Genomic DNA, 13436 nt, shown 5'->3' on the forward strand with positions numbered 1-13436 from the left:
CATTATTCAATATATACAAAAGAAAATAATCTTCCCTCTTTTTCATGTTCTTTTCTATAAGAATACAACTTATATTCACTATTACAATAAGTGCATATATCTGCAGAATAAATATTATCTTTTTTAATATTTAAGTTTGTAAGCTGTACCCGTATGCATTCTTGTAAATTTAAATATCGTCCATTACTTATATTTTCATATTTGTAAATGGGAAGGGCTTTAAATTTTTCTATTAATTCTTCACTTACCTCATAACAACATTCTTTATTATGAGGTCCTATATATACTTTTAAATCCTCTTCATTACAGCCATATTCTTTAATGATTTTTTCTATAGTTTTTGTAACAATAAGATTAAATGTACCTTTCCATCCACTGTGTATTGCTGCTACTACTTTCTTTTTATTATCTACAATTATTACAGGTACACAATCTGCTGTGAAAATTCCTATTGCTGTTTTATTCTTAGAGGTTATAATACTATCTCCATCTAAATTAGTTATATTGTCATTTTCATAAATATGAACTATATCACTATGAATTTGATTTAGATAAATAACCTCGTCTAATTTAAATAAATCTTTTAGATTGTTTAAATTATTCTGTCCTTCTTTTGTTCTTTTATTAAAGTTTAAATTATTTTTTGATGTTGAAAAAACTATATTTATATTTTCTTCTTTATATGTTACAAATTCATAATCACTAATATTTAGCTTTGCCATGTTGACCCTCCTAATTTCTACTTTGATAATATCACTTAAAGTAATATACTGTAACAGTTTCCTCTATTTTTTAACTTGTATTTAACATAAAATTTTCAGATTTCATCTAAAACTTTACATAGAAAAAAAGTAAAATACTTTTTAAGTATTCTACTTATGACTCATAAGATTTCTAATTTCATGCATAAAAGTATTTATGTCTTCAAATTGCCTGTATACAGAAGCAAATCTAACATAAGCAACTTCATCGATAGTTTTTAACTTTTCTAGCACCATTTCACCTATATCCTCTGAGCTAATTTCTGTAATCATTTTATTGTTTAAAGATTTCTCTATATCATTGGTTATATTTTCAATTACAGCTCTGGATACCGGTCTTTTTTGGCAAGCAATAACTAATCCCCTTATTATTTTATCTCTGTTGAAAAACTCTCTATTTAAATCCCTTTTAATGACTAATACCGGAATATCTTCTATCTTTTCATAGGTGGTATATCGTTTGTTACAGCGAAGGCATTCTCTTCTTCTTCTTATTGCAACATTATCATCAGTGGATCTTGAGTCAACTACTTTACTTTCTTCACCGCTACAAAATGGACATTTCACTTATCTTCACTACCTTTTTAAAGAATTTTATATAGTTAATTATACACATATTTTGATAAAATTCCATAAAAAAATAAAATATCTCTTATTCTTCCATTATATCTATATATCCTTCTCCATCAACTAGTATTACATCAATACCTATTTTTCTAATATTTTCCCAAGGAATTTCAATATCACTACTTTTATTAAACCATCCACCTTTTTCTTGAGAAGGTATTACAATTGACAATACTCTATAAACTTCACAGTCTATTTTTAAATCTTTTATATATCCAAGTTTTGATCCTGAATTTATATCTATAACTTCCATCATCTTTAAACTATTTATTGCATACATTGTGTTTTCCATAATATCCTCCCATATTTTTTTCTCTATGCTAATATATATTTTAAAGTAAAATATATATTCTTATGAATCTAAAATAAAATAATTAATTAAAGAAATTAGTTTAATTAAAACTAATTTCCACCACAATTATAAATTTTCTATTTTTAATTCTCCATTGATCAAAGCTGTGACTTGAAATATTTAAAGATATATCTATACATTATTTTAAAAATAGTTTATATATACAAAATTTCTCAACTTACTAACTGGTTATTTTTGAATATGCTTTATTTAATAAGCTTGTACTTAGAAACTGATTAATTTTTAGCCTTTACAGATTTTTATCAAGCTTTTAATAATATCTTTAATAAGAAAAAACAGAGCCTATATAGGCTCTTTAAACATATTTCCTCATATGCTTTAACGCTGTCTTTTCTAATCGTGATACCTGTGCTTGAGAAATACCTATCTCATCTGCTACCTCCATTTGAGTTCTTCCATCAAAGAATCTTAAATTTAATATTAATTTTTCTCTATCACTTAATTTTTTCATAGCTTCTTTTATAGATATATTTTCAAGCCAACTATCATCTAAATTCTTATTATCACTAATTTGATCCATAACATAGATAGCATCTCCACCATCATGATAAATTGGTTCAAACAAAGAAACTGGATCTTGAATAGCATCAAGTGCAAAAACTACTTCTTCTCTTGATACTTGAAGCTCTTTTGCTATTTGTGAAACAGTAGGTTCTTTATTATCTTTATTAACTAATCTATCTCTAACTTGAAGTGCTTTATATGCAATATCTCTAAGTGATCTACTAACTCTTATAGAATTATTATCTCTTAAATATCGCCTTATTTCACCAATAATCATTGGAACAGCATAAGTAGAAAACTTAACGTTTTGGCTTAAATCAAAATTGTCAATGGCTTTAATTAATCCTATACATCCTACTTGAAATAAATCGTCAACATTTTCTCCCCTATTGTTAAAACGTTGAATAACGCTAAGTACCAGTCTTAAATTTCCTTTTATAAATTTTTCTCTGGATTCTTCATCTCCATCCTTCATTTTTAAAAGCAATTCCTTCATTTCCTTTTCTTTTAAAACTGGTAGTTTTGACGTGTTTACCCCACATATTTCTACTTTGTTTATCATCATAAGGTCACCATTCCCTTCAGAGTAATTGCATTTTAATTATCTCCTTATGTGATAACTTTTATACTAAGGACAACTTTACAACATTTTATTAATTTCTTTTTTCAACCTTTTAATAATTCTTTTTTCTAATCTAGAAATATATGATTGTGATATACCAAGTATATCCGCTACTTCCTTTTGGGTTTTTTCTGCATATCCATTAAGGCCAAATCTCAACTCAACAATTTCTTTTTCTCTATCATTTAATTTTTCCATTGCTAAAACCAATAATTGCTTGTCAACCTCATCTTCAATAAGGTTGTAAACTACATCACTTTCAGTACCTAATATATCCGATAATAAAAGTTCATTTCCATCCCAATCAATATTTAGTGGTTCATAAAATGATATTTCTGTCTTGATTTTACTATTTCTCCTTAAATACATAAGTATTTCATTTTCGATACATCTTGAAGCATATGTAGCAAGCTTAATCTTCTTTTCAGGATCAAATGTATTTACAGCTTTAATAAGCCCTATAGTACCTACAGAAATTAAATCTTCTACGTTCACTCCTGTATTTTCAAACTTTCTAGCAATATATACAACTAGTCTTAAATTTCTTTCTATAAGTGTAGCTCTAATGCTTTCATCTCCTAAAACTAAATCCTGTACTAACTTATCTTCCTCTTCCTTAGTAAGCGGTGGGGGTAATGCATCATTTCCTCCTATATAATAAACCTTTTTATAAAAAATTTTTATTTTGCCTAACAAGCTGCTTAATCCACTTATTAATTTATTGAAAAAGACTTTAATTTTCACTTAAATACCCCCGTTCAAATTATTATGCCTCTTGGCAATAGTGCATTATAGTCATTGTATTTACTAAGTTTATTATCACAAAAAGCTATAATTGCATCTTTTAAAATTACATTTTCATCAAAAATAATACTAACACTATCAGGTTTAAATCCCTCTAGCTTTCCATCTTTCCCGTTTACCACTGAATAACCTATTAGATATTTTACATAACTGTTTAATTCCAATTCCTTTAAAGCATCTTTCTCTACTATAATTACTGGTAAATTAGTAATAGGCTCTCTTAATTCATTACCTGTATCTAAAAATCCTTTAACCCTTAACTTTTGATTATTAACAGAGATATCAATAGTACAAATATAGTTGTATAATATTTTTCTATCTTTTATGTATACTACAACTCTGTTAATAATTAAGTATAGAATCATTATAGCTAATGCTAATTTTTCATAATTAAATTTAAACATAGAATGAGTAAATAATAAATTAGGATCATTGTTTAGTGAAAAGTAATAGGTAGTTCCCGCAAGCAACATAGAATAAAGTATATAAATTAAAGTACCTTTAATGCAGATTAATTTGCTTTCTTTTCTTAAGCAAATTATTATCATTATAAAAGCAATGATTACATTAACTAATTTACTTTTAAGAAACATAAGTCTTGGAATAAACATCACCAAAACATACAGACTTCCAAAAGCTGCTGCAATGATCTCTTTTGTAAACTTTGTTTTCTTCTTTATAGTTTGAAGAGTAATACATAAGATGAATAAATTAACTAAAAAATTTTTAAATAAAATTTCATCTAAATAAATAACCAAAATTATTCCTCCTCTAAGAAATATTATACATGTAATAGAGTATAAAATTTGTAAAATTTTACCTGTATTTTTAGAATTATTCATTTTTTTTTACGTCAAATTATGATTATTTTCCCAAATAATTTTGATATACATAGATTTAAATAAATATTTTGATATTTTAACTAAAGTTATTTAATTACTAATTGTGAAAACTTGTTCTTTATACAATTGAGAATTGAAGATGTATAATCTATAGAAATTTCTCCTTATATTAAAGAAGTTTTAAATTAATTTATTTTTAAGTTACATCATAGTTTCCTATAAAAAAACTAGCAATGTAATTGCTAGTTAAAAATCAGTTAAAAAAATTAATTTAATTAAACTTAGAAATAATATATTATTTTGCAAAAAAGAAAAGCAAATGTAATTTTACATTTGCCTTAAAATTATCTATTTGTATTTCTTCTTAACCACGTTGGTACTGAATAATTTTCTTCTTCATATTTCTCTTCTGTTGCTGCTACTTCCTCTTTAGGGACATTTCTTGAAGAAACTATTGTATCAGCTTTCGAATTATTAATTATATTTTGAGGAGCTTTGTCACATTCAAATCCAGTTGCTATAACAGTTATTCTTATTTCTTCTTTTAAATTCTCATCAATAACCGCACCAAATATAATGTTTGCATCTGGGTCTGCAGCTTCTTGAACTATTTGTGCAGCTTCACTAATTTCTAATAATGATAAATCAGATCCTCCAGTAACATTTAATAGCACTCCTGTTGCACCAACGATTGAAGTTTCAAGAAGAGGGCTTGATATTGCTTCTTTTGCCGCTTCTTGCGCTCTATTATCACCTCTACCTGCACCTACCCCCATATGAGCCAGTCCTTTATCCAACATTATTGTACTAATATCAGCAAAGTCCAAGTTTATAAGTCCTGGTATAGTAATAAGGTCTGATATACCTTGAACACCTTGTCTTAATACCTCATCCGCTTTTTTAAATGATTCAACTAATGTAGTTTTTTTATCTACCATGCTCAACAATCTTTCATTTGGTATTGTCACTAAAGTATCTACCGATTCCTTTAATGATTTAATTCCAGTTTCAGCATGAATCATTCTTTTTCTGCCTTCAAATATAAATGGTTTAGTAATAACTCCTATTGTCAATATTCCCATTGACTTAGCAATTTCTGCTACTACTGGTGCTGCACCAGTACCTGTACCACCACCCATACCAGCAGTAATAAATACCATATCTGCACCTTTTAGTGCTTGTACAATTTCTTCTTTGCTTTCTTCTGCTGCTTTTCTTCCAATTTCAGGATTAGCACCTGCACCTAATCCTCTAGTAAGCTTCTCACCTAATTGAATTTTTTGCGATGCTTTTGATAAAGCTAAAGCTTGCTTGTCTGTATTTATTCCTATAAACTCTACGTTTTTAAGTCCTTCTTCAATCATTCTATTTACAGCGTTGTTTCCTCCGCCTCCACATCCAATTACCTTTATCTGGCATAAATCTCTGTCTTGAACATCAAAATCTAGCACAATACTACCTCCTCATTAGAAAAAATCTGATAAAAACGATTTTATTTTGGATGAAAATGTCTCTTTTACACTTTTACTTGACTTTTTATTATTTAAGTTTTTTGGTTCTACATTCTCTTCTACATTCTCTATAACTTTCATATTCAATGATAATTCTTTTATAATACCTGTAGCTGTTGTATATATTGGGTTAGCAGCTCCTACATAAGATGGAGTACCTATTCTACATGACTTGTCCAATATACTTGAAACTAAATCAGTAACACTCCTATATAGTGAAATACCACCACCACATATTACAATAGAGCTTATTTCATTATAATATCCAGCTTTAATTAAATCTCGTTTAACTAAAACTATTATTTCTCTAACTCTTTCTGCAACTATTTCAACTAATGTATTATAATCTACTTCTAATAACTCTCCATTCTCTGATGAATAAATCTTTAATTTATAATCTAGTGATATATCATCTTTAAATAGCCTTCCGCTTTTAATTTTTAAGTTCTCTGCATCCTCACGAGAAATTTTAAGACAAATAGATATGTCACTGGTTATAGTTTCACCGCCTAGAGGTATACTAGATGTATAGCTTAGTTTATTATTTTTAAATATGGAAATATCTGAAGTCTCCGCACCTATATCTATAAGTGCTACTCCTTCTTTAAGTTCTTCAGATTTTAACATATCCTTTGATACTCCTAAAGAATCTACAACTACACTCTTAACTTTTACTTTTGCTTCATTCATAGCTTTTCTGTAGTTATCAACTATTTCTTTTGATGCAATTAACACCTGAGCTCTAACTCCTAAAGTACGACCTAATAACCCTATTGGATTATTTATGTTACCCACCTCGTTGATTGAATATTCCTCAGGGTTTATTGCTACTACTTCCATGCCTCTAGAAGCCTCAACTTCAAGTCTCATCACATTAATAACACTATCAATGTCTTCTCTCTTTATTTCTCTATCCTGGGAAGATAAAGTTAATACTTCTCTTTCCTCAACTATTTCACATAATGATACAGGTATAGAAATATATGCATCTTCTATAGTAGTACCAACAATATTTTCTAGTTGTTTTACTGTTTCAGAAATAGCTTTAGTTGTACTTTCTACATCTTCAAGTAAACCTTTTTTTATGCCATTACATTTAGATGTAGTAATTCCTAAAACTTGAAGCTTTCCGATACCATCTAAATCTCCAACTACACCACATACTTTGGATGCTCCAATGTCTATTCCAACTATGTAATTGCTCACTTAAATTATCCCCCCTTAAGAGAAGCTTCAAAAGTATATATTCAACAAAAAACTTATTTTTCCTCTAAAATAGCTTATTTTTTAGAGAATATTATGTTAAAATATAAACTCCTATTTTCAGTATAATTGCTTTGTAAATAAAATGCAATATTTCACTAAAAACCATCTATTTTTATTTACGTTTATATAAAAAATAGATGGGATACTGCTCTCATCTATACCAAATATAAAGATTACTTATTTTAATACAATTCTTTTTTAAATCACATTTTATTAAATAAGATTATCTTTAAGTTCTAATTTGATTTCTTTCCTAGGCAATAAATTTGTGTATTGTAATTTACTGGTAGTATAAAGCTAACAGTATACACTTTAATAATAACAGATTTCATATTTACATATCAATACTATAATATATTTTCTTAATATATTATAGTATTTTTAAAAACTTTGCAAATTGTTAAAAAATAATCAATATGTTTATTATATATTGATAGACTACCTTAAAGCTTAATATATAACAAATATAATCATTTTCTTTACTATAATTATTTTTTTAATAATTATATAAAAAATAACTAATCAAATATATGATTAGTTATTTTTTGAATATTCTTAAGTAATTTTATAATATTTGTTTCCATATTTCTATAGCTTTATAAGCCTGACTATAAAGCATATCCATTCCATTTATAGTTCTTGCACCATATTTTTCTCCTAATTCCATAAACTTAGTAACCTTAGGATTATAATTCAAGTCATAAAAAACTATATTCTTATTACAATTCTTTATTTTTATAGGGCAACTTTCCATATAGTTTGCGCCACCTAATGGTGTACAGTTAATTACTATGTCATAATCTCTTAAATCCAATTCATCTTCAAAGCTAAAAAATTTACTTATATAAATACTATGATCTTTTATGGATTCTTTTTTTCTAAGTACCATATGTATTTCATCTACACCTAAGTCCTTTACTCCATAAAGTACAGCTTTAGCAGCTCCTCCGCTACCAATAATTAAAGTTTTTTTTCCTTGAAGATTAATATTATTTATTTTTAAACTTTCAATAAAGCCAAAATAATCAGTATTATAACCTATAAGTCTATTATTATTAATTACAACTGTATTAACTGCTTTAATCTTGTTCGCAGGATAAGCTAGCTCTTGCAAGAAGTCTATAATATATTCTTTATATGGAATGGTAACATTAACTCCTACTATATTATTACTTGGTAAAGATTCTAAAAATTTTTTTACTTCACTTTGCCGTATATCAAATATTCTATATTCTAACGATATATTGTTCTTCTTATAATATTCATTATGAATAGGAGGTGACAAAGTATACTGTATGTTTCTTCCCAATAGTCCACTATAATTCATTATATCACCTCCTTCAAGCTTTATACTATTTTAAATTCAATATTAAATGTAAAAACACTAATATAAAATTAATTAAGTAAGGATGAGAATTTGACTGTGTATTGCATGCAATTAAAAATTTAAAGCCTAGTTTCTTTTGAAGAAAATAATTTACAATAATTATTTTGCTCTCATTAATCACTAACTTTATAATTCAAATACAGTTCATAATTCACATCTTTAATTCAATTTTATACTCTTTAATATTATTTTGTAAATATCACTACACTTAAAACCTCATACTAAATTATATTAAATACCTCCAGGCTTTAAAAATCAATAAGTATTACTATCCGGGCTATTTAATTCTTTACATAGTTTTTTTAATGCTCTCTTCTCTATCCTCGATACATAGGACCTTGATATCCCTAGTATTTTCGCAATTTCTCGTTGAGTTTTACCCTTTCCATCAATAAGTCCATATCTCATTTCTATAATAAGCTTTTCTCTTTCCTGCAAAACAGTATTGATTTTGCTATAAAGCTTTTTCACCTGAATTTTATTTTCTACTATTTCTATAATAGAATCTTTATCACTACTTAATATATCCATTAATGAAATCTCATTACCTTTTACATGTTATATATCAAGTTAATTGAGTTCCTACATATTATATATAATCTACATTAAACTTTCTTGGATACTGCTTAACGATAAAAAAAATTCATTATTGAGCGTTTCTTCTTTTTCTGTTCTTCTCTCAGCTAAGAAATCGACTTCTTTTAAAAGTTCTTCTTGTCTTTTTAAAATCTCAATATTATTCATTTTTACCCTCCATAATTTAACCCTATAAATTATACTTTCTTTATTTCATTTGCGTTATCGTTATGTAAAATATTTTTTCATTAACATAATTATAACATTTTTTTAAGCTTAGTAAAGAACGTTTGTTCGCATATTTTATCTATTTTATATTTCCCTTAATTTGTATACAAATTTTCTAAATTAAATAAGAAGTTAACCCTCGCTTTGATTATACAACTAAAACGCATATCTCAACTCACGCTACTAGCATTATATGCAATAAACATTTTCCAACATTTTCTTATATACTCCTACAAAACGCTGTGCTATTATAGAAAATAAATGTATTATTATGTCGTATTATGTAATGTTGCACTATTCTATAGGAGTGTTATTCTTGTCAATAAAATATTGGAGAAAGAAAAGAAACTTAACTCAGCTTCAACTAGCTGCTTTATTAGGTACGAGTCCAGGTTATGTTTATGAACTTGAAGCTGGCAAAAGAAGACCTTCTTTAAAAATGATTTGCAAAATAGTTGAAGTATTAGATATATGTATGGGGGATATAATGTGTTATTACTGCCCTAAATTTAATAAAGATTGTACAGATAAAAGAAACTGTATATATTATCAAAAATAACCTCTGAAGTAATTTCAGGGGTTATTTTATATCAATTATAAAAATATGTATTAGCAATATGGATTCAATTTTATTAAGTCATCTAGTAGCGCTTCATTAATGTGCATTGTTAGCTTTATCCCATCACTAATCATTTTCATTAATCTATTCTGAATATCTGTAAATACCTTATGTATTTTAAATCTAAATGCGCTACTCACCTCATTAATTTCTATTATATCATTATTGAATATTATATTTTTTGCATAAATAACTCCTAAATCAGCTGAATAGCACCTATCAATATCTTGATATGAATTATAGTAACCTTCTAATGAACTCACTGTTATTTGTAATGCGCCTTCCAATTTTAAATTTGCTTTTAACAAATTAAAACAATCCCTTATAATTTCTTTTCTTATTTTTTCTTTTTCATCATGTATCTTTATTCTTTCTTGCTCTTTTTGTTTCTTTATTCTTTCTACTTCAGAAATATCATATTCATCTAAAATTTTAATATACTCTTTTATAGTAGTTCTTGAAATGCCATATAGTAACCCTTGGTCAGAAAAGTCTGTATTATAATCTTTATACGGTTTAAGCTCTTTAATTAGAATATTTTTCTCATGTTCTAATCTTCTTAATTCTTCGATATCTTCCTCAGCCACAACTTCATCTATTAAAGTATTAATATCTTTGAAAACAAAATATAAAGACTTCAATATTTGTTCTTTACCATTAACATCTATTCTCTCATATACATTCTGCTGACGTATCTTAAATATTACTTCTCCAATATTCATACCGATTTTTTGCTTATTTTTCCTCTTAAATATTAAACCTGAACTTATAAATACATTAAAAGCTTTATTAACTAATTTCATTGGTATATATTTATTAAATTTTAACTGCAACATTAGTCTAGCTTGCTCTTTACTACCAATAAAGCATTTATTATCATTAATAAAAAACAAATTATAAAACTCTTGTACAAATTCTTTATTTGTCATCTTCTAATCCCCTAACCCAATTTATTATCATTTATAAAATTATATTATATTAGATTTAATATATTGTACAGTTTTTAACATAATTAGGGCAAATAAAAAAGGTTACTAGGATCAACCTCCTAATATTCCTTTTTTATTTGTCTTTTAATTAGTCCTATAATTAGTCTTATAACCAGTCTTTTAGCATAAGACTAATAGAATAGTGCTAAACACTTGCAATAGGCTATGTGAGTCTTTGTTGCTTGTCGGCGATAATATATTATATTATTTGTTTTATCCCCTCTAGGGTGTAGCTCGTTCTCACCAGCTTGTACCCGATTTCTATTTTTTCATTTTTGCCTTTTCTTATCCTCTCTTTTTCTGCCACTAAAACTATAGGGAATGTTCCATACTTGCGCTGTATCTCTCCTTGTTTAAAAGCTGCTTGATACTTGTCATCTTTAGTTCTATTGTTAATATCTATTTCTAACAATATCATTTTAGCTATGCCTTTATATTTGACAATCATTAATGCATCACTTCTTTTATCACACACTTTAAACCCACGCTGAAAATAAACTATTTCGACACCCATAGAATAAAGCTCTGCATACACATTCATAATCATAACTGTATGTGAGGAAGGTTTCCTTACGATATAATAAACATCCTTTTGAGTTAAATAATCCTTACCTACTTTTATTAAGCCTTCACTTTGCAATTTCTTTAGCCTACGCCTTGCGGTGTCATATCCATATTTAGTATTAAAGAAAAGCTTTTTAGTCTGTTCTATAGTAATCCCTTCAAATTCATCAATGAATTCAAGAATATCACTATCATACTTTGATTTCATTTAATAAATTTAAGTCAATTACCCCATCATTACTAATTTTAGGGACTTTTTTAGTTTTTTTCTTTACTATAGAACTGCTAATATACTTCATAATTATATCATGGTTTATATATGGTGTTTTGATATATTGCTCTCCTAAAGTCCTAATGATAACCTCTCTTTCGCCTAGTTTTGACGCTTTACCGTTACCTAAAACTATAATACTAGTTTCCTTATCTTGTAGTCGAAATGATGCTCTAGTACATAGCTGTCCCTTAATCTCTGCCGGAATAGAGCTTGAGGTCGGCTTCTGTAAGCTTGTCAATATAAACACTCCTACACTCCTTCCGACTAAGACTATATTTCTAATTAAGCCTAGTATTTCTTTTTTAATTATTTTTTCCTCTTTACTATCTGCCCCGGATGGATTAAAGAAAGAAAACTCCTCTAATGCTACATAAACATATTTAAATTGCCTATATTTAAATGCTCTGTTCCAATCCTCTATATTGTATATACCTTTCCCAATATAATCTTCTATCTTTGCATCCCTTTCTTTACAAATTTTATCTAAATATAATAGCGTTTCTCTTACTTCTTCTAAGGTTCTAGATACCCTTTTTACTTGTTTACAATCTTTAAATACTGTTAAATCTCCCTTTCTAATCTGCATAAGATATATGTCTATATTATTATGCTGAGTTATTAGGTTAGTTAGAATTAAAAGCATTAGCCTTGACTTGCCTGTTCCAGTGTCCCCACCAATCAATAGGTGTGGGAATTTGTTCATATCTACTTTTATATATTCACCTTCTCTATTGTAGCCACATAATACTTCATGCTCTTTTGTTTTGACTGGCTCATAGCGTTTATTAGAGTATTCATTACGTATTAGGTCTAATTGTATTAATCCGTTGTTTAACCGTTTTATAAGCACATCTTTAGTCTTAAAATAGGTACTTATATAGTCTTTTTTCTTTTCTAGTTCCTCAAAGCTCATAATCCCGCTTACGTCCAATATGAGCCTATCTCCATAACTTATATTTAGATATTGTTTTAATATCGGTGTGTGGTCTAATTTATTGGTAAAACCGCTTTCTTTTGCATACATAGCATTTAATAAACTTTTATATTTATAGAAATCTTTGTTTTTAATCCTATGTCCAATATAACTAACTACCCCAATTGCTCCTAGCTCCACAAACATTACTTACCACCTCTTTTGCGGTTTTTTACGGTATAGAACTCTGCTATTTTAGCACCTAAGACAGATAGAAATACAAATCCACCTACTGGTATTCCTTCTATTGTTGTAGCGTCAAATACGGCTTTAAAATAATTTAGAACCAAATTATCTAACCAAAACATTCTCTTTCTCCTTTTCTAAATGCTTCATATAAAACTCAATTGCATTTTTAACAAACTCGCTTTTCTCGTTTCTCTCTCTTTTCATAACCTCTAAATATAATTCCATATCTCTAGTTGTCTTCCGAAAACTTACATCTATCTTCGGCATCTTTTCACCCCTTAATAAGCGTTTCTTAATACATATATATGTAGATGTTGCGGAAAGTTT

The 13436-nt window shown here is 27.4% G+C and carries 16 protein-coding genes and 1 pseudogene; 1 reads left to right on the forward strand and 16 read right to left on the reverse strand.

Annotation, left to right across the window (positions count from 1 at the left end; translation table 11 throughout):
* Positions 1–2: 2 nt before the first annotated feature.
* The 11 genes and pseudogenes from pgeF to B3603_RS20700 form a co-directional block, all read right to left on the reverse strand.
* The gene (gene pgeF / locus B3603_RS20650) at positions 3–722 is read right to left on the reverse strand and encodes a peptidoglycan editing factor PgeF (RefSeq protein WP_291568488.1); all 720 of its coding nucleotides are present in this window, start codon (positions 720–722) and stop codon (positions 3–5) included.
* Positions 723–872: 150 nt separating this feature from the next.
* A complete protein-coding gene (gene nrdR / locus B3603_RS20655; protein ID WP_291568490.1) occupies positions 873–1328 on the reverse strand; it encodes a transcriptional regulator NrdR in 456 nt (151 codons plus the stop codon).
* Between the two features lie 85 nt (positions 1329–1413).
* Entirely contained in the window at positions 1414–1680 is a 267-nt protein-coding gene (locus B3603_RS20660) for a YlmC/YmxH family sporulation protein (protein WP_291568492.1), read from the reverse strand.
* Positions 1681–2056: 376 nt separating this feature from the next.
* Positions 2057–2830, reverse strand: coding sequence for an RNA polymerase sporulation sigma factor SigG (gene sigG, locus B3603_RS20665; protein ID WP_291568493.1), 774 nt, complete (start codon positions 2828–2830; stop codon positions 2057–2059).
* A gap of 75 nt (positions 2831–2905) precedes the next feature.
* On the reverse strand, positions 2906–3601 hold the full coding sequence (gene sigE / locus B3603_RS20670; protein WP_291568638.1) for an RNA polymerase sporulation sigma factor SigE: 696 nt from the start codon (positions 3599–3601) through the stop codon (positions 2906–2908).
* 44 nt (positions 3602–3645) lie between these two features.
* The gene (gene spoIIGA, locus B3603_RS20675; RefSeq protein ID WP_291568495.1) at positions 3646–4449 is read right to left on the reverse strand and encodes a sigma-E processing peptidase SpoIIGA; all 804 of its coding nucleotides are present in this window, start codon (positions 4447–4449) and stop codon (positions 3646–3648) included.
* A 428-nt stretch (positions 4450–4877) separates the two neighbouring features.
* Positions 4878–5984 carry a cell division protein FtsZ gene (gene ftsZ / locus B3603_RS20680; RefSeq protein ID WP_291568497.1) on the reverse strand — a complete coding sequence of 369 codons (1107 nt, stop codon included), beginning with the start codon at positions 5982–5984 and terminating at the stop codon, positions 4878–4880.
* Between the two features lie 15 nt (positions 5985–5999).
* Positions 6000–7250 (reverse strand): cell division protein FtsA, encoded by a 1251-nt coding sequence (gene ftsA, locus B3603_RS20685; RefSeq protein WP_291568499.1) that lies wholly within the window; start codon positions 7248–7250, stop codon positions 6000–6002.
* A 625-nt stretch (positions 7251–7875) separates the two neighbouring features.
* Positions 7876–8637: a shikimate dehydrogenase family protein gene (locus B3603_RS20690; protein WP_291568501.1), complete on the reverse strand. Its 762-nt coding sequence runs from the start codon at positions 8635–8637 to the stop codon at positions 7876–7878.
* A gap of 315 nt (positions 8638–8952) precedes the next feature.
* A pseudogene (locus B3603_RS20695) lies at positions 8953–9249 on the reverse strand (sigma-70 family RNA polymerase sigma factor); the annotation flags it as partial.
* A 48-nt stretch (positions 9250–9297) separates the two neighbouring features.
* The gene (locus tag B3603_RS20700; protein WP_291568503.1) at positions 9298–9441 is read right to left on the reverse strand and encodes a hypothetical protein; all 144 of its coding nucleotides are present in this window, start codon (positions 9439–9441) and stop codon (positions 9298–9300) included.
* Between the two features lie 376 nt (positions 9442–9817).
* Between B3603_RS20700 and B3603_RS20705 the strand changes: the two genes are divergently transcribed.
* The gene (locus B3603_RS20705) at positions 9818–10060 is read left to right on the forward strand and encodes a helix-turn-helix domain-containing protein (protein WP_291568505.1); all 243 of its coding nucleotides are present in this window, start codon (positions 9818–9820) and stop codon (positions 10058–10060) included.
* A 50-nt stretch (positions 10061–10110) separates the two neighbouring features.
* Here B3603_RS20705 and B3603_RS20710 read toward each other — a convergent pair whose 3' ends face one another.
* From B3603_RS20710 to B3603_RS20730, 5 genes are all read right to left on the reverse strand, one after another.
* Complete coding sequence (locus tag B3603_RS20710) at positions 10111–11049, reverse strand: hypothetical protein (protein ID WP_291568507.1); 939 nt, start codon at positions 11047–11049, stop codon at positions 10111–10113.
* Positions 11050–11308: 259 nt separating this feature from the next.
* Complete coding sequence (locus B3603_RS20715; RefSeq protein ID WP_291568509.1) at positions 11309–11881, reverse strand: hypothetical protein; 573 nt, start codon at positions 11879–11881, stop codon at positions 11309–11311.
* Positions 11865–13067 carry an FtsK/SpoIIIE domain-containing protein gene (locus B3603_RS20720; RefSeq protein WP_291568511.1) on the reverse strand — a complete coding sequence of 401 codons (1203 nt, stop codon included), beginning with the start codon at positions 13065–13067 and terminating at the stop codon, positions 11865–11867. The genes B3603_RS20715 and B3603_RS20720 overlap by 17 nt, the downstream gene beginning before the upstream one ends.
* Positions 13067–13228 carry a hypothetical protein gene (locus B3603_RS20725; protein ID WP_291568513.1) on the reverse strand — a complete coding sequence of 54 codons (162 nt, stop codon included), beginning with the start codon at positions 13226–13228 and terminating at the stop codon, positions 13067–13069. The genes B3603_RS20720 and B3603_RS20725 overlap by 1 nt, the downstream gene beginning before the upstream one ends.
* Complete coding sequence (locus B3603_RS20730; protein ID WP_291568514.1) at positions 13212–13376, reverse strand: hypothetical protein; 165 nt, start codon at positions 13374–13376, stop codon at positions 13212–13214. Before B3603_RS20730 ends, B3603_RS20725 begins: the two co-directional genes overlap by 17 nt.
* Positions 13377–13436: the final 60 nt, after the last annotated feature.

It is taken from the genome of Clostridium sp. UBA2485 (genome assembly GCF_002341865.1).
Classification (GTDB): domain Bacteria; phylum Bacillota; class Clostridia; order Clostridiales; family Clostridiaceae; genus Clostridium_J.